Origin of the sequence: Pantoea sp. GM_Pan_4 (assembly GCF_026541005.1) — a bacterium.
Taxonomy (GTDB): Bacteria; Pseudomonadota; Gammaproteobacteria; order Enterobacterales; family Enterobacteriaceae; genus Pantoea; species Pantoea dispersa.
In genome coordinates this window covers 951,121-971,055 of the sequence record NZ_JALNUZ010000001.1, presented here as the reverse complement: position 1 = coordinate 971,055, position 19,935 = coordinate 951,121, and the positions used below count along the sequence as shown (strand labels likewise).

19 protein-coding genes are annotated in these 19,935 nt (G+C 61.4%); 16 read left to right on the top strand and 3 right to left on the bottom strand.

Annotated features, from left to right (window positions below; all coding sequences use genetic code 11):
* Positions 1–157 precede the first annotated feature (157 nt).
* Genes OXR61_RS04720 through OXR61_RS04705 form a run of 4 tightly spaced genes read left to right on the top strand, consistent with a single transcriptional unit; the run spans position 158 to position 3,895 of the window.
* Positions 158–1,066, top strand: a complete 909-nt coding sequence (locus OXR61_RS04720; RefSeq protein WP_058775319.1) for an ABC transporter substrate-binding protein — start codon at positions 158–160, stop codon at positions 1,064–1,066.
* A gap of 3 nt (positions 1,067–1,069) precedes the next feature.
* Entirely contained in the window at positions 1,070–2,236 is a 1,167-nt protein-coding gene (locus tag OXR61_RS04715; RefSeq protein WP_159378341.1) for an ABC transporter permease, read from the top strand.
* Positions 2,229–3,164 (top strand): ABC transporter ATP-binding protein, encoded by a 936-nt coding sequence (locus OXR61_RS04710; RefSeq protein ID WP_021508457.1) that lies wholly within the window; start codon positions 2,229–2,231, stop codon positions 3,162–3,164. The genes OXR61_RS04715 and OXR61_RS04710 overlap by 8 nt, the downstream gene beginning before the upstream one ends.
* Complete coding sequence (locus OXR61_RS04705; protein ID WP_222985528.1) at positions 3,164–3,895, top strand: ABC transporter permease; 732 nt, start codon at positions 3,164–3,166, stop codon at positions 3,893–3,895. Before OXR61_RS04710 ends, OXR61_RS04705 begins: the two co-directional genes overlap by 1 nt.
* 167 nt (positions 3,896–4,062) lie before the next feature.
* Here the strand turns inward: OXR61_RS04705 and OXR61_RS04700 are convergent, their stop codons facing one another.
* Entirely contained in the window at positions 4,063–4,797 is a 735-nt protein-coding gene (locus tag OXR61_RS04700) for a MerR family transcriptional regulator (RefSeq protein WP_031279872.1), read from the bottom strand.
* A gap of 152 nt (positions 4,798–4,949) precedes the next feature.
* Here OXR61_RS04700 and OXR61_RS04695 point away from each other — a divergent pair, with 152 nt between their 5' ends.
* Together OXR61_RS04695 and OXR61_RS04690 are read left to right on the top strand one after the other, a co-directional pair.
* Positions 4,950–5,513, top strand: coding sequence for an XRE family transcriptional regulator (locus OXR61_RS04695; RefSeq protein ID WP_058775322.1), 564 nt, complete (start codon positions 4,950–4,952; stop codon positions 5,511–5,513).
* Positions 5,510–6,028, top strand: coding sequence for a GNAT family N-acetyltransferase (locus OXR61_RS04690; RefSeq protein ID WP_021508452.1), 519 nt, complete (start codon positions 5,510–5,512; stop codon positions 6,026–6,028). Before OXR61_RS04695 ends, OXR61_RS04690 begins: the two co-directional genes overlap by 4 nt.
* Positions 6,029–6,194: 166 nt before the next feature.
* Here the strand turns inward: OXR61_RS04690 and OXR61_RS04685 are convergent, their stop codons facing one another.
* Positions 6,195–7,166: a LysR family transcriptional regulator gene (locus tag OXR61_RS04685; protein ID WP_021508451.1), complete on the bottom strand. Its 972-nt coding sequence runs from the start codon at positions 7,164–7,166 to the stop codon at positions 6,195–6,197.
* 156 nt (positions 7,167–7,322) lie between these two features.
* Here OXR61_RS04685 and argH point away from each other — a divergent pair, with 156 nt between their 5' ends.
* The 7 genes from argH to OXR61_RS04650 are packed head-to-tail and all read left to right on the top strand — an operon-like array spanning position 7,323 to position 14,338.
* Positions 7,323–8,750 (top strand): argininosuccinate lyase, encoded by a 1,428-nt coding sequence (gene argH / locus OXR61_RS04680; protein ID WP_058780849.1) that lies wholly within the window; start codon positions 7,323–7,325, stop codon positions 8,748–8,750.
* A 9-nt stretch (positions 8,751–8,759) separates the two neighbouring features.
* Positions 8,760–9,638, top strand: coding sequence for an amino acid ABC transporter permease (locus OXR61_RS04675; RefSeq protein ID WP_021508449.1), 879 nt, complete (start codon positions 8,760–8,762; stop codon positions 9,636–9,638).
* A 13-nt stretch (positions 9,639–9,651) separates the two neighbouring features.
* Positions 9,652–10,416, top strand: a complete 765-nt coding sequence (locus OXR61_RS04670; RefSeq protein WP_021508448.1) for an amino acid ABC transporter ATP-binding protein — start codon at positions 9,652–9,654, stop codon at positions 10,414–10,416.
* Between the two features lie 18 nt (positions 10,417–10,434).
* A complete protein-coding gene (locus tag OXR61_RS04665) occupies positions 10,435–11,256 on the top strand; it encodes an ABC transporter substrate-binding protein (protein WP_021508447.1) in 822 nt (273 codons plus the stop codon).
* An 11-nt stretch (positions 11,257–11,267) separates the two neighbouring features.
* Entirely contained in the window at positions 11,268–12,113 is an 846-nt protein-coding gene (locus tag OXR61_RS04660) for a polysaccharide deacetylase (RefSeq protein ID WP_267410951.1), read from the top strand.
* Positions 12,106–12,993: a polysaccharide deacetylase gene (locus tag OXR61_RS04655; RefSeq protein WP_267410949.1), complete on the top strand. Its 888-nt coding sequence runs from the start codon at positions 12,106–12,108 to the stop codon at positions 12,991–12,993. Before OXR61_RS04660 ends, OXR61_RS04655 begins: the two co-directional genes overlap by 8 nt.
* Positions 12,977–14,338: an MmgE/PrpD family protein gene (locus tag OXR61_RS04650; RefSeq protein ID WP_267410947.1), complete on the top strand. Its 1,362-nt coding sequence runs from the start codon at positions 12,977–12,979 to the stop codon at positions 14,336–14,338. The genes OXR61_RS04655 and OXR61_RS04650 overlap by 17 nt, the downstream gene beginning before the upstream one ends.
* Before the next feature lie 181 nt (positions 14,339–14,519).
* On the opposite strand, the gene OXR61_RS04645 is transcribed toward OXR61_RS04650, so the two are convergent.
* Positions 14,520–15,605, bottom strand: coding sequence for an iron-containing alcohol dehydrogenase family protein (locus OXR61_RS04645; RefSeq protein WP_267410946.1), 1,086 nt, complete (start codon positions 15,603–15,605; stop codon positions 14,520–14,522).
* 129 nt (positions 15,606–15,734) lie between these two features.
* Here OXR61_RS04645 and OXR61_RS04640 point away from each other — a divergent pair, with 129 nt between their 5' ends.
* The 3 genes from OXR61_RS04640 (at position 15,735) to ybiB (ending at position 19,862) form a co-directional block, all read left to right on the top strand.
* Positions 15,735–16,631, top strand: a complete 897-nt coding sequence (locus tag OXR61_RS04640) for a LysR family transcriptional regulator (RefSeq protein ID WP_267410945.1) — start codon at positions 15,735–15,737, stop codon at positions 16,629–16,631.
* Positions 16,632–16,685: 54 nt separating this feature from the next.
* Positions 16,686–18,821, top strand: coding sequence for an ATP-dependent DNA helicase DinG (gene dinG / locus OXR61_RS04635; protein ID WP_021508441.1), 2,136 nt, complete (start codon positions 16,686–16,688; stop codon positions 18,819–18,821).
* Positions 18,822–18,893: 72 nt separating this feature from the next.
* The gene (gene ybiB / locus OXR61_RS04630; protein WP_021508440.1) at positions 18,894–19,862 is read left to right on the top strand and encodes a DNA-binding protein YbiB; all 969 of its coding nucleotides are present in this window, start codon (positions 18,894–18,896) and stop codon (positions 19,860–19,862) included.
* The last annotated feature ends 73 nt before the right edge of the window (positions 19,863–19,935 follow it).

Sequence of the window (19,935 nt, the reverse complement as noted above, 5' to 3'; positions counted from 1 at the left end):
AAAAATTCTATTTGGTTATAAGTGCAACCAAAGCGTTCTATAAAACCGGCAACGGATAGCAGAAAAAGAACGAATTGCGCCGCTTGACCGCACCCATCCCGTTTCGCCAGGCTACGCTTGATAATCACTGAAAGAAAATAATGCTGAGGAAAGCGCCATGATTAAGCAGGGTTTATTGGGGATGATCGCATTCGCGATGAGTGTCGGGGCCGTGCAGGCAGCGGACCCGGTCAAGGTAGGTTCCAAGATCGATACTGAAGGTTCGCTGCTCGGCAACATCATTCTGCAGGTGCTGAACCAGCATGGGGTAAAAACCGTGAATAAAATCCAGCTCGGTACCACGCAGGTGGTGCGCGGCGCAATCACCGCCGGTGAGCTGGATATCTATCCGGAATATACCGGCAACGGGGCGTTCTTCTTCAATGATGAGAAGGACGCGGCGTGGAAAAACGCGCAGCAGGGCTATGAGAAGGTGAAAAAGCTCGATGCAGAGAAAAATCATCTGGTGTGGCTGACGCCAGCACCGGCTAACAACACCTGGACCATTGCGGTGCGCGGCGATGTCGCGCAGCAAAATAACCTGCAATCCCTCGACGATCTCAGCGCTTACCTGAAAAAAGGCGGCACCTTTAAGCTGGCGGCGTCGGCGGAGTTCATCGAGCGCAGCGATGCGCTGCCGGCGTTTGAGAAAGCCTACAACTTCAAGCTGAGCCAGTCACAGCTGCTGTCGCTGGCCGGCGGGGACACCGCTGTTACTATCAAAGCGGCCGCCCAGCAAACGTCCGGCGTCAATGCGGCGATGGCTTACGGTACCGACGGCCCGGTCGCGGCGCTCGGCCTGCAAACCCTGAGCGACCCTAAGGGCGTACAGCCGATTTACGCGCCCGCGCCGGTAATCCGCGCCAGCGTGCTGCAACAGTACCCGCAGATTGCCGACTGGCTGCAGCCGGTATTCAGCAAGCTGGATGAGAAAACCCTGCAGCAGCTCAACGCGCAAATCGCCGTTGACGGTCAGGACGCCAGCCAGGTAGCGCAGCAGTGGCTGCAGCAGAATAAGTTGCTGTAAGCGGTGCTGTCACGGATAAACCGACCGCGCCAGCAGCCGGTGCTGCTGGTGCTGACGCTGCTGATCACGCTGGCGCTGGGAGCGCTACCGCTGCTGAGCTATGCGGCCAACCGGCTGGTCTCCGGACAGCCGCTGATGCTTTGGCAGGTAACGGCGGGCTGGCTGCTGCTGCTGCCGCTGTTATGGCTATGGCTGGGATTGTGGTGGCCGCCAGGTCGCGGCGCGGCGCTGGCGCAGCTGCTGGGCGCGGAGCTACTGTTCGCCCTGCTGATTGGCATCGGCGGCCACGCCGCCAGTGAGCTGGCCCGCAGCGGCAGCCCGCTGGCGCGCACCGCGCTGGGCAGCGGCCTCTGGTGTGCGGCAGGATTAGCGCTGCTGCTGGCCGCCGAAGCGATTCGCCAGCTTAGTCAGCAGACGCCGCTGCGTATTCTGCTTAATCTGCAACTGTGGCTGCCGCCGCTGATACTGCTGCTGAGTGGTCAGCTGGACGCGCTGTCGCTGCTGAAAGAGTACAGCAATCGCACCGCTGTCTTTAACGCCGCGTTCAGCCAGCATCTGCTGCTGCTGGGCGGTACGCTGCTGCCCACCTTACTGATTGGTCTGCCGCTGGGACTCGCCATCGCGCGTCGCGCCCGCTGGCAACATGCCGCCTTCAGCGTGCTGAATCTGATCCAGACCGTGCCGTCTGTGGCGCTGTTTGGCCTGCTGATTGCACCGCTGGCCGGACTGGCGGCGCATTTTCCGCAGCTGGCGCGCCTCGGTATCAGCGGGATTGGCGTCGCGCCGGCGCTGATTGCGCTGGTGCTGTATGCACTGCTGCCGCTGGTGCGCAGCGTGGTCGCGGGGCTGCAGCAGGTGCCGCAGGAGGTGCGTGAAACCGCGCGCGGCATGGGCATGAGCGGCTGGCAGCAGTTCTGGCACGCCGAGCTGCCGCTGGCGCTGCCGGTGTGGCTCTCCGGACTGCGCGTGGTGGTGGTGCAAACCGTCGGGCTGGCGGTAGTCGCCGCACTGATTGGAGCCGGCGGCTTCGGCGCCATTGTGTTTCAGGGACTGCTGAGCAGCGCACTGGATCTGGTGCTGCTGGGCGTGATTCCGGTGGTGGCGCTGGCGGTGATATTCGATGCGCTGCTGCGATTGCTGTCGGCGCTGCTGGAGAGAGGACATGATTGAATTTCATCAGGTGAGCAAAGCGTTCGCCGGTAAAGAGGCGATTCGCAACCTGTCGCTGAAGATTGAGAAGGGCAGTTTTACCGTGCTGATCGGCACATCAGGCTCGGGTAAATCCACCACGCTGAAGATGATTAACCGGCTGGTTGAGCATGACAGCGGCGAAATCCGTTTTGCCGGTGAGCCGATCGAGCAGATGGATGCGCGCGCGCTGCGGCGGCGCATTGGCTATGCCATTCAGTCCATCGGCCTGTTTCCACACTGGAATGTGGCCAAAAATATCGCCACTGTGCCGTCGCTGCTCGGCTGGCCGCGGGAAAAAATTGCCGCACGGGTTGAGGAGCTGCTGGCGCTGCTCAATCTCGACAGTCAGCTGGCGTCGCGCTATCCGCACCAGCTCTCCGGCGGCCAGCAGCAGCGTGTTGGTGTGGCGCGCGCGCTGGCGGCCGACCCGGAACTGCTTCTGATGGATGAACCGTTCGGCGCGCTCGATCCGGTCAACCGGCAGGCGCTGCAGCAGGAGATGCTGCGCATTCAGCAGCTGTCGGGGCGCACCGTGGTGCTGGTGACGCACGATATCGACGAAGCGTTAACCCTCGCCGATCAGCTGGTGCTGATGGACGGCGGAGAGATTGTGCAGCAGGGACGGCCGATTGACCTGCTGACGCAGCCTGCCAGTGATTTCGCGCGCCAGTTCTTTGGCCGCAGCGAGCTGGGCGTGCGTCTGCTGGCGCTGGGGCGGGCCGGCAGTGCGGCACGACGCGGTGAGTGGCTGGAGGCGGAGCCGATCGCCGCCGGGCTGACGCTGCGCGAGGCGCTGTCGCAGTTTATTGCGCGGCGCACCGACAAATTACCGGTTGTTGATCAGCATCAGCAGCCGCTGGGCGTGCTGCACTTTAGCGATTTGCTGCGACAGCAGGAGGCGGGCTGATGCGAGTGCTGCGCGATCCGCTCTACTGGCTGCTGGGGGTATTTCTGCTGTTGCTGTGGGGGTTACCGCACAGTGCGCCGCTGTTTGCGCACTGGTTTCCGCAGCTGGAGCGTCCGCTGTACCAGCAGGAGAGTTTCTGGCAGCTGGCGCTGGCCCATCTGTTGCTGGTGATCAGCGGCAGCGTGCTGGCGATAGTGGTGGGCGTTGGCTGTGCGGTCTTCGCTACCCGTCACGGCGGCAGGGCGTTCCGCCCGCTGCTGGAGACGCTGGCGGCTGCCGGTCAGACCTTTCCGCCGGTGGCGGTGCTGGCGATTGCCGTGCCGGTCATGGGCTTTGGCGCTGCGCCGGCGGTGATGGCGCTGTTTCTGTATGGGCTGTTGCCGATTCTGCAAGGCACGCTGGCGGGACTGGACAGCGTTCCGGCCAGCAGCCGTGAGATCGCCGTCGGTCTGGGAATGGGACCGTGGCGGCGTCTGTGGCAGATAGAGCTGGCGCTGGCGGCACCGGTGATTATGGCGGGCGTGCGCACCTCTGTGATGATCAACATCGGCACCGCGACCATCGCCTCAACCGTCGGAGCGGAGAGTCTGGGTTCGCCGGTGATTATCGGTCTGAGCGGCTTCAATACCGCTTATGTGATTCAGGGCGCGCTGCTGGTGGCGCTGCTGGCGCTGATCTGCGACCGGCTGCTGGAGCGGTTGCAGCACGCACTCAGTGGGTATGCAGAATAAGGCTGTAGCCAACCAGCATCATGCCGCCCATGCCGCCAATCGCCATGATGGCAAACAGGGTGCCAATGAGAATTTTATTCCAGTTCATAGGTAAACCTGAGAAAAGTCATGAAGTGCGGCATGATAACGCGCACATGCGGTAAGGCAAAGGCCGCATGTGCGATTTTTCAGGTCGGTTCGTGGACGTGAATCGAGAAGCCCTGAGCCTGCCAGTGTTCGAACTGCTCCAGCTGGCGGCGCGTCGGCTTTTTACCGGTCCAGATGAACAGATGCTGGCCGGGAAACAGCTCCGGACGCGGCATATCCAGCGGTTCCGCCAGCACATCAATGCGCCAGCCCTGCTGCGCTAAGCGCCAGGCTTCCAGCCAGATGCGGGTGCGATCTTCTACGCCCCAGCCAATCATTAAGGCATCTTTGCCGGCTTTTTTTCGCGCGCCTGCCAGACAGAACGCGACATAATCAATCAGTGCGCCGTCCAGCAGACTGCACATGGTGCGGGCGGTATTTTGATCCAGCCCGAGACGCTGGCGTACCGGTACAAAAACGTGGTCAATCAGCGCATCGACCGGGTGTTCACGGCCAATGGTGGCGATTTTGGTGCGCAGTTTGGAGGCGCGCACGTGGCGCAGCACGCTCATCAGCTCTTCCTGCAGCGCCGTCCAGCCGTCATGCACGTTGAAGGTCTCTCCTTCAAGCAGGGCTTTGACTTTGCCAACAGGCACACCGCTCTCTATCCAGCGTTTGATCTCTTCGATCCGCTGAACATCTTCATCATCAAATTGTCGATGACCACCCTCAGTGCGCTGCGGCTTTAACAATCCATAACGACGCTGCCAGGCGCGCAGGGTTACCGGGTTAATTCCACAGCGCTCGGCAACATCACCGATACTGTATAAGGCCATGGCATCCTCTAAAATTCTGACCTGCATAACAACACCTTAACCGCCAGAGTGAGCTTGTACAATGATTATTTTATTGTACAACTTGACCCACTGCACGATTTCGGGATTTATCTCTTATGTGAGATTTATTTCCCGAAAATGAGAGGTTAAAGATGTCTGCTCTAAATACGGAAGATCGGCTTGCGGCACGTCTGGCGGAATTACGCCTGCAGCGCGGCTGGTCGCTGGATGAACTGGCTCTGGCAACCGGCATTAGCCGGGCATCATTGTCGCGCATTGAGCGCGCCGAGACCAGCCCTACCGCCGCTTTGCTTAATCGCTTGTGCGTGGCCTACGGTTTAACCATGTCGCGACTGCTCAGCGAAGTAGAAGAAGAAGCGGCGCTGCTGCTGAAAGCGGAGCAGCAGCCGGTCTGGCAGGACACGCTCAGCGGCTTCCAGCGACGCAACGTCTCGCCGCCGGCCAGTCAGTTTAAAGCGGAGCTGGTGGAGGGCGTGCTGCGTCCGGGCGCGCGCATTGATTATGATGCGCCACCGGTACAGGGGCTGGAACAGCACATCTGGCTGCAGTCGGGCGAGCTGACCATCACCATGGAGACGCAGAGCTGGACGCTACAGGCCGGCGATTGCCTGCGCTTCCACCTCAGCGGACGTTCCTCTTTTCAGGCGCATGCCGAAGGCGGCGCGCGCTACATTCTGGTGGTGTGCAAACCATGATTGAAATCGACTCTCTCAGCGCTACCCAGGCGCAGCCGCTGCTGGCGTCATTGTGTGAAGTGCTGCACGGCTGCGTGGCAGACGGTGCCAGCGTCGGCTTCATTGACGCGGACGATCGCGCAGTGATGGCGCGTTTCTGGCAGGACAAAATTTACAGCCTGGCGAGCGGCGATAATCAGCTGCTGGTGGCCTGGCAAGCGGGCGAGATAGTGGCCACGGTGATGCTGGGCTTCAGCAGTATGCCCAACGGCCGCCATCGTGCGGAGATCAGCAAGCTGCTGGTGCATCCGCGTGCGCGACGTCAGGGCATTGCGCGCCGTCTGATGTTACGTGCCGAACAGCTGGCGCAGCAGCAGGGGAAAACGCTGCTGGTGCTGGATACGCGCAGCGGCGATGTTGCCAGCGCGCTCTATCTGTCGCTCGGCTGGCAGGTGGCGGGTTCGATTCCGTACTATGCCGAATCCACGGCCGGCGAGCTGGATGCTACCACGGTGATGTATAAGCGGCTGACGTAAGCGTTCTGGTTGCTGTTACCGGACGCCGCGTTTCCCTTGTCCACAGGCTGCCTCTCCCTTGTCCGCAGGCTGCGTCTCCCTCTCCCGGTGGGAGAGGGCCGGGGTGAGGGCATCAGCGTACACTTTCCCATCCCGTGCCAGCAGAAACCTGGTCACACGCACCAAATCAGTGCGCCGCCGCCGCATCGCTCAACCCCAGCGCCTGCATAAACAGCCGGATGATCGGATTTATTTTCCGGCCTTTCTTCATCACCAGACAAAATGCGGTTTCGCGCCGCAGCGTGTCATCGCCCAGCTCACACAATTGTCCGCGGGCAATAAACGGAGCGGCATAATGTTCCGGTAAATACCCAATAAAGTGACCGGTTAAAATCAGCATGGCTACCGATTCCACCTGCACCGCCTGCACACCGCTCTCCTGCACCGGAATCAGGCGGCGTTCATCGCGCGGGGTAACATATAAATGATTAATAATTTTCTGCTGACGTAATACATCCACCGAAATATTTTTATCGCAAGATCCGCAATAGAGAGGATGTGACGCAGCGCAATATAATTTTGCGTATTCTTTATAAAGTTCGAAGTAATCAAACTCATTTTTCATTTCATACACGGGCGCAATGCCGCAATGAAAACGCCCTTCGCTTATGCCGCGTTCAATATCATCCAGCTGTGCGGTCTGCAGACGAATCTGCACCTTTGGCGCTTTCTGGTGCAACTGTTGCACCGCACTGGTGACCGGCGAGTGCGGATCGCTAATGGTGTTATCCACCACGCAAATCGCGATGTCGCCCAGCAGCTCGTTGCGACTATTGTGCAGCCGCTCGCGAAACAGGTTGAGCGATACGAACAGCTCCAGCGTGGCCTGATAAACATTGATGCCGTACTGCGTCAGCTCAAAACCTTCACGGCCGCGGCTGCACAGCGTCATGCCCAGCCGAATCTCCAGGTCAGAAACCTGTTTACTGATCGCCGCCAGGCCAATATTTAATTCGTGACTGGCGGCGGTTAATCCGCCGGCTTCCACCACGCATTTAAATACCCGCAGCAATTTTAAGTCGATATTACTCAGCGCCAGAACCGCATTATCACCGCGATTATTCGCATTGTTTCCAGACTGGGAAACTTTACTTTCCATTTTTGCTATTCAACTCCGGAATAATTGCGGTGAAAGTACAGTGAATCTGAAATACCACCTATTTGCCAGCGTGGCAATAAAATAAGTTTTTATTATCGCTGCCGGCTGAATCCAAACTTTTTCATATTGCTGCGGCTGATTTGTGAGGGAAATAGCATGTCTGAGAATGCCGAACTGTTATGGGGCGCACGTTTTAAAGCGGCTCCGGCAGCCAGTTTAACCGCGCTGTCGCGTAGCCCGGATTATTACTTTGCGCTGGCGCCGTACGACCTCGCCGGTTGCCGCGCCCATGCGCGCGAGCTGGCGCGTGCCGGGCTATTGAGCGCTGACGAGCTGGATACCATGCTGGCGGCGATTGACGCGCTGGACGCCGATTATCGCGCTGGCCAGCTGCAGCCGATTGCCGCCGATGAAGACGTGCATACCTTCATCGAACGCGCGCTGACAGAACGTCTCGGCGCGCTGGGCGGCAAGCTGCGTGCCGGCCGTTCACGCAACGATCAGACCGTCAACGATCTGCGTCTCTACCTGCGGGATAACGGCCGCAAGCTGGTGAGCGCGCTGTTGCAGCTGCAGCAGGCGCTGGTGACGCAGGCCGCGCAACACACCGACAGCGTCGCGCCCGGCTTCACCCATCTGCAACAGGCGCAGCCGATTGTGTTTGGCCATCAGCTGCTGGCGCATGCCCAATCCTTCGCGCGTGATATCGAGCGTATGCAGGACTGGGATCGCCGCAGCGCGCGCTGTCCGCTGGGCGCGGCGGCGATGGCCGGTTCGGCAATTGCGCGTCAGCCACAGCTGGCCGCTGCCGATCTCGCTTATCTGGCGCCGTGTGAAAACTCGATCGATGCGGTCGCCAGCCGCGACTACGCCGCGGAATTCCTGTTCGTCACCAGCATGATCGGCATCAACCTGTCCCGGCTGTGCGAAGAGGTGTGCCTGTGGGCGTCACGGCAGTTCCGCTGGGTGGAGCTGCACGACAGTTACGCCACCGGCAGTTCGATCATGCCACAGAAGAAAAATCCGGACATTGCCGAGCTGACGCGCGGCCGCAGCGGCCGGCTGGTCGGTAACCTGATGGCGCTGCTGACCACCATGAAAGCCATGCCGCTCTCTTACAACCGCGATCTCAGCGACGACAAACGAAACGTGATTGATGCGGTCGACACGCTGCTGATGGTGCTGCCTGCCATGGCCGGCATGATGGCGACGCTGAAATTCAATACTGAGGTGATGCGCGAGCAGGCGCCGGATGGCTTTACGCTGGCGACCGAAGTGGCCGACTGGCTGGCAATGCGCGGCGTGCCGTTCCGCGAGGCGCACGAGATTACCGGCCAGCTGGTGCAGCTGTGTGAACGCGAAAACTGCGGCCTGGCCGATCTCAGCGATGCGCAGCTGCACGGCGTCGATGCACGGCTCACGCCCGAGGTGCGTCAGGCGTTAACGCTGGAAGCGGCGCTGGCAGCCCGCAGCGGCTACGGCGGCACCGCGCCGGCACGGGTGCGCGAGCAGCTGGCCCGTCTGCAAACCCTGATGCAAGACCAGCAGCGCTGGGCCGATGATTACGCCGGACCGCGCGCCTGAGGAGAGCCTATGTCACACACCACACCGGTTGAACCATCGGTCAACAATGGCCGCGTCCAGCCCCATTACGATCTCGATCGCTATCAGGTGGTGCCGCGCCGCTATTATGGCCGCATCACCGCATCGGCAGTGATCCTCGTGCTGCTGGCGCTGCTGGTTAACGCCTTTGCACACGGCAATATTGAGTGGTCGTTCGTCGGCCAGTTCTTCACCGCGCAGGCAATCCTTAACGGCGTGGTTAATACGCTGATTATGTCGGTGCTGGCGATGGCGCTGGGCATCCTGTTTGGCGTCATCACCGCCATCATGTACATGTCGCCCAATCCGGTGCTGCACTATATCGCGGTGGGCTATGCGTGGATCTTTCGCGGCACGCCGCTGATTCTGCAACTGCTGCTGTGGTTCAACCTGGCGCTGGTGTTTCCCACCATCAGCATTCCCGGTCTGTTCAGCGTGCAAACCGTCACGGTGATGACGCCGTTTCTCGCCGCTCTGCTCGGCCTGAGCATCAATCAGGGCGCGTACACCTCAGAAGTGGTGCGCGCCGGGCTGTTATCGGTAGATACCGGTCAGTATGAAGCCGCCAAAGCCATCGGCATGCCGCGTTTGCAGGCGCTGCAGCGCATCATTCTGCCGCAGGCGATGCGGGTGATTCTGCCGCCGGTCGGCAATGAGTTCATCAGCATGATCAAAACCACCAGTCTGGCCAGCATGATTCAGTACTCCGAGCTGCTGTACAACGCGCAAACCATCTACTTCGCCAACGCGCGCGTGATGGAGCTGCTGTTTGTGGCGGGCATCTGGTACCTGATTATCGTGACGCTGCTGTCGTTCGGACAGAGCCAGCTGGAACGCTACTTCTCACGCGGCCATCGTCGTCGCCAGTAACCGGGAGTGAGAGATGAGAAACATCGTGCGCGCCGTCAAGGTGAACAAATATTTCGATCAGTTCCACGCGCTGAAGGACGTCAGCCTGGAAGTGAACTACGGCGAGGTGATGTGCATTCTCGGCCCGTCGGGTTCCGGTAAGAGCACCTTTTTGCGCTGTATCAACCAGCTGGAGAAAGTGGATCAGGGCGGCATCTGGGTCGACAACGAACTGGCGGGCTATCGCATTGCCGGCAACAAGCTGCACCCGCTGAGTGACAAACAGATTGCGCGCCAGCGGCTGCAGACCGGCATGGTATTCCAGCGCTTCAACCTGTTTCCGCACAAGACCGCGCTGGAGAACATCATCGAGGGACCGTGTCGCGTGCTGCTGCGCCCGAAACGCGAGGCCAGCGAAGAGGCGATGGCGCTGCTGGATCGCGTCGGACTGGCGCACAAAGCGCACGACTATCCGCAGTCACTCTCCGGCGGTCAGCAGCAGCGCGTGGCGATTGCCCGCGCGCTGGCGATGAAACCCAAACTGATGCTGTTTGACGAACCGACCTCGGCGCTCGATCCGGAGATGGTCGGTGAAGTGCTGGCGGTGATGCGCCAGCTGGCAAAAGAAGGCACCACCATGCTGGTGGTGACCCACGAAATGGGCTTTGCGCGTGAGGTCGCCAACCAGGTGGTGTTTATGGATGAGGGACGCATTATTGAGCAGGGCGCACCGGAAGAGATTCTGCTGAACCCGCAAAACCCACGGATGAAAAACTTTATCAACGCGATTCTTCTTTAACGTGACCGGGGTGAATAGATGAAAAAATTGTTATTGAGTGCCATCAGTGCCGCGCTGCTGCTGCAATCCTCTGCCTGGGCGGAGATTGCCGTACCGGCCAGTATCAAAGAGAAGGGGCTGACCGTCGCCATCATGCCGAACTACCCGCCGATGGATTTTAAAGATCCTGCCACCAATCAGCTGAGCGGCGTCGATTATGAGCTGGGCCAGGCAATTGGCGAGAAGCTGGGCGTGAAGGTTAACTGGCAGGAGATCGCGTTTGAACAGATGGTCAACGCGGTGGTGACCAAACGCGTCGATCTGGTGATGTCCGGCATGACCGACACCAAAGAGCGGCAGAAGGTGGTTAACTTTATCGACTACTTCAAAACCGGTCCGCAGTTTTACACCCTGGCGGCGCGCAGCGACATCAACAGCGCCACCGATCTGTGCGGCAAAAAAGTAGGCACCAGCCGCCGCACCACCTTCCCGCAGGAGATTGCCACCTGGTCAAAAGCGCACTGCGAAGCGGCCGGTAAACCTGCGATTATCGTGGTGGGCGCGGAAGGCACCGCCGATGCGCGCACGCAACTGCGTCAGCGTCGTCTGGATGGTGCGGTACAGGGCAGCGAAACCCTGCCGTACATCATGAACCTGGAAAAAGGCACCTTTAAGCCGCTGGATAAAGCCTTCTCCTTCCAGTACACCGGCATGGCGCTGGGTAAAGATGCCGGTGAGCTGACCACGGCGATTCAGGCAGCCATTAATGCCATGATTGCCGATGGCAGCTACCAGAAAATCCTCAGCAAATGGGGCCTGAGCGACAACGGCATTGCCGAAGCCACGGTGAATCAGGGCTAAGGAGCGGGCGTATGCAACAACCGGGCGCAGTACGCTGGCCGCAGGGCAAGCGTGGCTGTATGGCGCTGGCGTTTGATCTTGATGGTCCCACTGGCGATGCCATGCTTAATGGCAGCCTGTGGTCAACACCAGAGTATTTCACCTTTGGCGCCTACGGGCCGTTTCGCGCGCTCGGTCGGCTGCTGGATCTGCTGCGCGCCTTCCAACTGCCGGCCACGTTTTTTGTGCCGGCGTGGGTGGTAGAGCAGTGGCCGCGACAGTGCCAGGCGATCATCGAAAAGGGCCACGAAGTGGCCTATCACGGTTATCGCCACGAATCGTTCTGGGCGATTACGCCAGATGAACAGCGCGCCGTGATGGCGCGCTCTGCCGCCATCTTTCAGCAACATCTTGGTATCCGCGCCTGCGGTTTTCGTACTCCTTCCGGCGACTGGCACGCCGAAACGCCGCAGATTCTGCGGGAAGCCGGGGTGATTTACTCCAGCAGCATGCGTGGTGACGATCGGCCGTACAGCATTGCCGTCGCCGGGCATACGCCGCTGGTGGAGATTCCCGGCAAATGGGAGATGGATGATTACGCCTCGCTGGCCTACACGCGCCAGCCGGATTTTCCACAGGGCGGCGACCGCATTGCCAGCTATGCGCACACCCGTGACAACTGGCAGCGCGAATTTGACGGCGCGATGGCGGAAGGACTGTGCCTGACCACGCTGTTCCACCCGAAAATTTCCGGGCAGCCCGGCCGTTTGCTGTTGCTGGAGCAGCTGTTTGCCCACATGACGGCGCGCGACGATGTGTGGTTTGCGCGCTGTGATGCGGTGGCCGCGTGGTATTTGCAGGAGCAGCAACATGACTGAACATTCACGCTGGCCGTCGGGCAAACAATCGGCGGCCATCATTACCATCGACTATCACGATATTCACGGCATCCTGACGCAGGCGCCTGCGGTTGCCGGGCGCGATAAAACCCTGTCGGTGTGGCGCTATGGCACGCTGCGCGGCGTTGATCGCCTGCTGGATCTGCTGGCGGAGAAACAGCTGCTGGCCAGCTGGTGCTTGCCGGCCATCGTCGCCGAAGAGCAGCCGCAGGTGCTGCAGCGTATTGTCGCCGCCGGGCATGAGATCGCCTGCAGCGGTGAGCGACACGAAGACTTCTCGGCGCTGACGCTGGCGCAGCAGATTACCAGCGTAACGCGCGGCTGCGAGCGGCTGGCGCAGCTGACCGGCCAGCCGATTGCAGGGTTTCGCACGCCGGCCGGCCAGTGGAAACCGGGCCTTGCTGCGGCGCTGGCAACGCACGGCATCCGCTGGTCCTCCAGCTGGCGCGGTGATGACTTACCCTATTTTCATCCCGGCACCCGGCTGGTGGAGCTGCCCATGCACTATACGCTGGAGGATGCGCCCTATTTTGCCTTCAACCTCAGCCCGGCGATTCCGCCCGGACAGTCGCGCATCGCGCCCTATGGCGAAACGCTGGCTAACCTGACGCAGGATTTCCACGGTTTTCACCGTTTCGGCCTGTGCTACCTGCTGCGGCTGCACCCGGAAATTATCGGCACCGCCGGACGCATTGGCCTGCTGCGTCAGCTGCTGGAGACGCTGCAGCAGCATGAGGTGTGGATCGCTACTGCCGGCCAGGTGGCCGCGCACTGGCAGACGCAGCCGGATAACGATGCCGATCATCCGGCAGAGGTGTTTGCCCGGGTCAGCGGAGGCGAACATGGACACCACGCTTGATTGGCTGGCGGATTTCATCGCGGCCACCCGCTTTGCCCAGCTGCCAGAACCGCTGGTAGCGCAGGCGAAGCGCCATCTGCTGGATACGCTCGGCGCGGCGCTGGCGGGCTGTGACAGCCCGATCTGGCGCGAATGCCGGGCGCTGGTGGCCGAAGAGGGCGGCAGCGCCGTGGCGCAGCTGTGGGGCTGTGCGCAGCAAGCTTCCCCGCGCCAGGCGGCGTGGCTCAACGGCGTGGCGGCGCACATGTATGAACTGGACGACACCGGCGGCTGCGATCACTCCGGAGCCGTGGTACTGCCGGCGCTGCTGGCGGCACTGCCGCTGGCAACGCAGCCGGTTAACGGACGGGAATTCCTCACCGCGATGGTGATCGGTTATGACATCGGTCGCCGCGTGCTGGAAGCCTGCGGCGGCTATGCGGCGCATAACGGCGCGGGCTGGCACTCAACCGCCAGCTGCGGCGTATTTGGCGCGGCGGCGGCCGTCAGTGCGCTGTTACGGCTGCCCGCCGCGCAGTGCGCCTCGGCACTGGGCATCGCCGCCAGCTTCAGTGGTGGCCTGTGGGGCTTTATTCATGATGGCTCACACACCAAAAAGCTGCACGCGGCGCGTGCGGCGGAAGGGGGCGTGCAGGCGGCGCTGCTGGCTCAGCGCGGCATCAGCGGACCTGCCGCGGTATTTGAGGCGCGCTGGGGCGGCTTTCTGCAAACGCTGGCTGGTGAAATGCAACAGCCCGCCGCGCTCACGGACCAACTGGGCGAGGTGTGGAAACTGGCGCGCTGTTCCATCAAGCCGTACGCCGCCTGTCGCGGTACGCATGCGGCGATCGATGCGCTGGATCAGCTGCTGCGGCAGCATGCGGTGGCAACCGGGGATATTGCACGCATTGTGGTCGGGCTCAATCCGTTCCTGCTGGAGATGTGCGGCACGCGTGAGCTCACCAGCCTCGCCGCCGCGCAAATGAGCCTGCCGTATGCGCTGACGGCGCGTGCGCTGTATGGCTCCGCGGAGCTGGCGAGTTATGACGACAGCCGTCGCCTGAGTGCGGAAGCTGCCGCGCTGATGGCGCGTATTGAGCTGGAGATTGACGACCAGCAGGGGCGCGATGATGAGCCGTGGGTCCGGCTGGAGACGGTGCAGGGCCAGCAGTGGCAGCAGCACGTCGCGGTGCCGTCCGGATCGCCGGCGAATCCGCTGAGCGACGCGGCGCTGCACGCCAAATACCGCAGCCTCGCCGCGCGCGTCTTGCCGGCGCCACAGGTGCAGCAGCTGGAAACGCTGTGTCTGACGCTGGATAACGTGGCGGATGTGCGGCAAGTCGCGGTGTTGCTGGCGACCCGGTAAAAGTGGGGCGCCAGCCCTGGCGTAATGCCGCTCGGTCAGGCCAGCGCGACCTGATGATGACGGTGCGCATAAATGCGCACCCTACAAAAGCGCGCGCTGGCCCGTAGGGTCGCCGTTTACGGTGACCTGGGATTTGCCGTTTACGGTGACCTGGGATTTACCACATCCATTGCGACCGCAATCAAACCCGTTCCGCCAGCCCTTCAATCCGCGCCATCGCCGCCCGCAACCGCGCTTCGTTGACCGGTTCGGCCATGTTCGCCATATCCGGCGCGTGGACAGACTCACGTATAATCAACGCCAGCTCGCTCTCCTCCAGCGCGGCAATCTCGGCCAGCGTCAACGGTACGCCGCAGTCGCGCGCCAGGCGCATCTCATCCACCAGCTCTTCGTCGCTGCGATCCTCCAGCGCCAGCAGGCACAAATTGCCGTAACCCACCAGCAGGCCGTGACCAAACTCGCGCGTTTTGTCGCAGAAGGTAAAGCCTTCGTAAATGGCATGCGCAGCGGCGGCGTGGGCGCCATTGCTCATCAGCGAGGTCAGACCGGCCCAGGTAAAAATCGCGTCCAGCACCTGATCAAGCGAGGTGCCGCTCTCGCCGCGCAGCACCGCTGCGTAAGCCGCCGGACCGTGCTCTGCGATCACCTCATAGCAGATCTGGCTGTGCGCCAGCGATGACAGCGCATTGCCGGTGCGCGCCGGATGGCGCGTGCTTACCGCGCGGAACTCATACCATTTAGCCAGCGTATCGCCGAGACCCGCGGCCAGCCAGCGGGCAGGGGCGGCTGCCAGCAACTCACTGTCGATGAGCACTGCCGCCGGCGCCTGTGGCAGCGGGAAAATATCAAAGAAGTTGCCGTTATCGTCGTAGCGAATGGTCAGCGGGGTCACCGCAGCGCAGGTGGCGGCAATCGTCGGGACGGTTATCACCGGCAGCCCGAGCTGTGCGCCCACCGCTTTAACCGTGTCCAGCGCCTTGCCGCCGCCCGCACCGATCAGCACTTCTGCCTGTTGTTCAACCGCTAACGCCGCCAGCCGTTCGATATGGTTAAGCGAGGTTTCGCCACCAAACCACACCGGTGCCAGCAGCGTGACGCCAGCGGCGTCGAGCTGCGTCTTTACCTGCGTCGCCACCGCCTGCATCGCGCGCTGGCCGCCAATCAGCAGTGCGCGCTGGCCCAGCCCGGCGCAGATGGTCCCCAACTGGTTAATCACACCCGCACCACGCAGCACGCGCGCCGGGAACAGCAAATTTTGTTGCGACATAGCGAAAGCTCTCTTTTTCAGGGAATGGCTGCATCATCGCCAAAGCGGCTTGCAGAAAAAATCCCTGTCAGCCGATAATCACTTCAGCGATTCGTTAACTATTGTCAGCAATCCCTGAAGGAAGGTGCGGTGCCAACCTTACCCAATCTGAAACTGCTGCAGGTGTTCGCCAGCGTGGTGGAAAACCAGGGCTATTCGCGTGCGCAGCAGGCGCTGAACATGACCACACCGGCCGTCAGCGCCTACATGAGTGAACTGGAAAGTCAGCTGGGCTTTATCCTGTGCCAGCGCGGGCGCGCAGGCTTTGCGCTGACCAGCAAAGGCGAACAGTTCTACGCCTACACCCGGGAAATGCTGGCGACCCTGAGCGGCTGGCAGTCGCAGGTGGAGACGCTGAAAAGCGCGCAGGGCGGCACGTTTGCGCTCGGCGTGGTCGATGCCACCGTCACCGACAGCACGCTGGATCTGCCGGCGGTTATCGCCCGTTTTAACCAGCGCTTTCCGGCGGTGTTTCTCACCCTCAGCGTGTGCGAGCCCAACGAACTGCAGCAGCAGGTGCTGGAAGATCGGCTCGACCTGGCCATCGGACACTTTCCGCTGCGCGCCAGCAATCTGGTGACGCTGCCGCTGTACGAGGAGCAGCAGTGGCTGTACTGCAGTCCGCAGCATGCGCTGGCACAGGGCGATGCGGATGTGCGTCGCGTGCAGCAGACCGGCATGGTAACGCGGCGCTACTGGAACCAGCAGGAGCTGAACAAGCGCGGTTTCCGCCATAGCACCGCGTCGGTGGAGAGCATTGAAGCGCAGCTGACGCTAATTCTCTCCGGGCGCTATATCGGCTTTTTGCCCGAGCATTACGCGCGCAGCCGCGAGCAGCAGGGCCAGCTGCTGCGCCTGCTGCCACACCATTTTCACTTTCGCGCGCCGTTTTCGTTCGCCTTCCGGCGCGGCCGCGCGCGCGAGCCGCTGATCCGTGCGATGCGCGAAATTCTGAATCCAGCGCGAAAAACTGAGCGCGAAAGCTGACGCTGCGGCAATACTGTGTAAAAATACAGGCCGGTTTAACCAACAGTATTCACTATGGCCCTGACAGCAGCGATAAAAAGCCAGATTGCGCAATGGTATAAGGCGCTGCAGCAGCAGGTTCCTGACTTTATCCCGCGCGCGCCGCAGCGCCAGATGATCGCCGAAGTGGCGAAGAGTCTGGCCGGTGACGAGGGTCGCCATCTGGCCATTGAGGCGCCCACCGGCGTCGGCAAAACCCTGTCTTACCTGATTCCCGGCATTGCGGTCAGCCGCGCCGAAGAGAAACGTTTAGTCATCAGCACCGCCAACGTGGCGCTGCAGGATCAGATCTTCAGCAAAGATCTGCCGCTATTAAAGAAAATCATTCCTGACCTCACCTTCACCGCGGCTTTTGGTCGCGGACGCTATGTCTGTCCGCGCAACCTGACCGCGCTGGCAGCCACGGACGATCAGCAGGGCGATCTGCTGCTGTATCTCGACGAACAGGCGGTGACCGGTTCGAAAGAGGAGCAGAAATTCTGCGCGCGGCTGGAGAAAGACCTCAGCAGCTATAAGTGGGATGGCCTGCGCGATCACAGCGACGTGGCGATTGAAGACAGCCTGTGGCAGCGCCTCTCCACTGATAAAGCGAACTGCCTGGCACACCACTGCCGCTGGTACCGCGAATGCCCGTTCTTTGTGGCGCGACGCGAAATCGAGCAGGCCGATGTGGTGGTGGCGAACCATGCGCTGGTGATGGCGGCGATGGAGAATGAGTCAGTGCTGCCGCCGGCCAAACACCTGATGCTGGTGCTGGATGAAGGGCACCATCTGCCGGAAGTGGCGCGGGATGCGCTGGAGATGAGCGCGGAGATTACGCCGGGCTGGAGCAGCCTGCAGCTCGATCTGTTTGTGCGGCTGGTGGAGACCATCATGGCGCAGTTCCGGCCGAAATCCCCGCCGCCGCTGAGCAATCCCGAGCGCCTGAAAGGACACTGTGATGAGATGCGCGAACAGCTGCAGACGCTGTGCAACGCGCTCAATCCTCTGCTGCCGCGCGACAATCAGCCTGGCGAGTTTCGCTTTGTGCTCGGTGAGCTGCCGCCAGAACTGCTGACCCTGTGCGCGCGGCTGTTTAAGCTGAGTGATGCGCTGCGTGGCCTGAGCGAAGGGCTGCTCAACGAGCTGGGCGAACAGACCGGCAAGGCCGATATCATGCGGCTGCACAAAGCCATCCTGCAGCTCAATCGCCACTTCGGCTGGTTTGAATCCATCAGCAAACTGTGGCGGCTGGCGGCGATGGAAAAAGCGTCCAACGCGCCGGTGTCGAAATGGGTGACGCGTGAAATTCGTGACGGCCAGGCGCATCTGCTGTTTCACTGCGCCGGGATTCGCGTCAGCGACCAGCTGGAAAAGCTGCTGTGGCGCAAAATCCCGCACGTGGTGGTGACCTCGGCTACGCTGCGTTCGCTTAACAGCTTTAATCGCCTGCAGGAGATGTCCGGCCTGAACCAAAAGGCCGGCGACCGCTTTGTGGCACTCGACTCGCCGTTTAATCATGTCGATCAGGGCAAGCTGATCATCCCGCAAATGCGCTATGAGCCGCTGCTGGCCAATGAAGCGGAGCACATCGCTGAGATGGCGCGCTTCTTCCGCCAGCAAATGCAGGCGCAGCAGCATAAAGGCGTGCTGGTGCTGTTTGCCAGCGGACGGGCGATGCAGCAGTTTGTCAGCCTGGTGCCGGAGCTGCGTCTGTCGATGCTGGTGCAGGGCGATCAGCCGCGTTCACGGCTGGTGGAGCTTCACCGGCAACGGGTGACCGCCGGACAAAGCAGCATTCTGGTTGGCCTGCAATCTTTTGCCGAAGGGCTCGATTTGAAAGGCGATCTGTTGTCGCAGGTGCACATCCATAAAATTGCTTTTCCGCCGGTGGACAGTCCGGTAATTTTGACCGAAGGGGAGTGGCTGAAGAGCCTCAAACGCTACCCGTTTGAAGTACAAAGTTTACCCAGCGCATCGTTTACGCTGATCCAGCAGGTCGGGCGTCTGATCCGCAGCCATCAGTGTTTTGGTGAAATCGTCATTTACGATCGCCGGCTGCTGAGCAAAACCTACGGCAGCCGCCTGCTGGCCGCGCTGCCGGTGTTTCCGATTGAACAACCGCCGGTGCCGGAAGCGGACAAACCGGCGAAGCGCAGCAAGAAATCCTGAGTATGCGGCAACAGCCGGATGCACGATTGTTGGCCGCCGGGTGACGGCGCGCCCTGGAAGCGGGAAAGTGTGATGGAACTGAATAAGATCATTAAAGAGATTGGCCGCGGCAAGAATCACGCACGCGATATCGACTTTGACACTGCCGTGGCGCTTTACAGCGCGATGCTGGCGGACGAGGTGCCGGATCTCGAACTGGGTGGCGTGCTGATTGCGCTGCGCATCAAAGGCGAAGGGGAAGCAGAGATGCGCGGCTTCTACCACGCGATGCAACAGCGCATGATGCGGCTGCAGGCCCCGGCACAGCGTCCGATGCCCATCGTCATCCCCAGCTATAACGGCGCGCGTCGCCAGGGCAACCTGACGCCGCTGCTGGCGCTGCTGCTGGTGAAGCTGGGTTTTCCGGTGTTGCTGCACGGCGTCAGCGACGACCCAACCCGCGTAACCAGCGAAGCGGTGCTGGCGGCGCTGGATATTGCGCCAGTGACCAGCGCGCAACAGGCGCAGGCGAAACTCGACGCTGGCGAGCTGGCGTTCATCACCATCGATAATTTATGTGCGCCAATGGCTAAACAGCTGGCGCTGCGCTGGCGCATGGGCGTGCGCAACAGCGCGCACACGCTGGCCAAGCTGGCGACGCCGTTTGCCGAACGCGCCGCGCTGCGGCTGGCGAGCGTGTCGCATCCGGAATATGTGCCGCGCGTGGGTAAATTCTTCCAGGATATCGATGCACCGGCCATTCTGCTGAACGGCACAGAAGGTGAAGTCTATGCCAATCCGCAGCGCTGCCCGGCGATTAATTATATTCGCGGTGCCGGCGCAGAAGCGGAAGTGTGGGTCGAGCGGCAGCCAGAGGTCGCGCTGGCGTTAGCAGAGAGCAAAGGCGCCCAGGATACCGCAGCGTGGATCCGTCAGGTGCTGGCCGGTGAACGCGCCGTGCCGCAGGCGCTGCGCCTGCAGCTGGCGTGCTGTCTGGTGGCGACCGGCGAAGCCGCAACGATGGCCGATGCCGAAACGCGGTTACAGCAGGCGGGAATTTAACCGGGCTGCCCGGCCGGCCATGCACCAGAAACCTGGGCGGTGACGGCGGTCACCGCAGCGGTTGCGCAGGGGG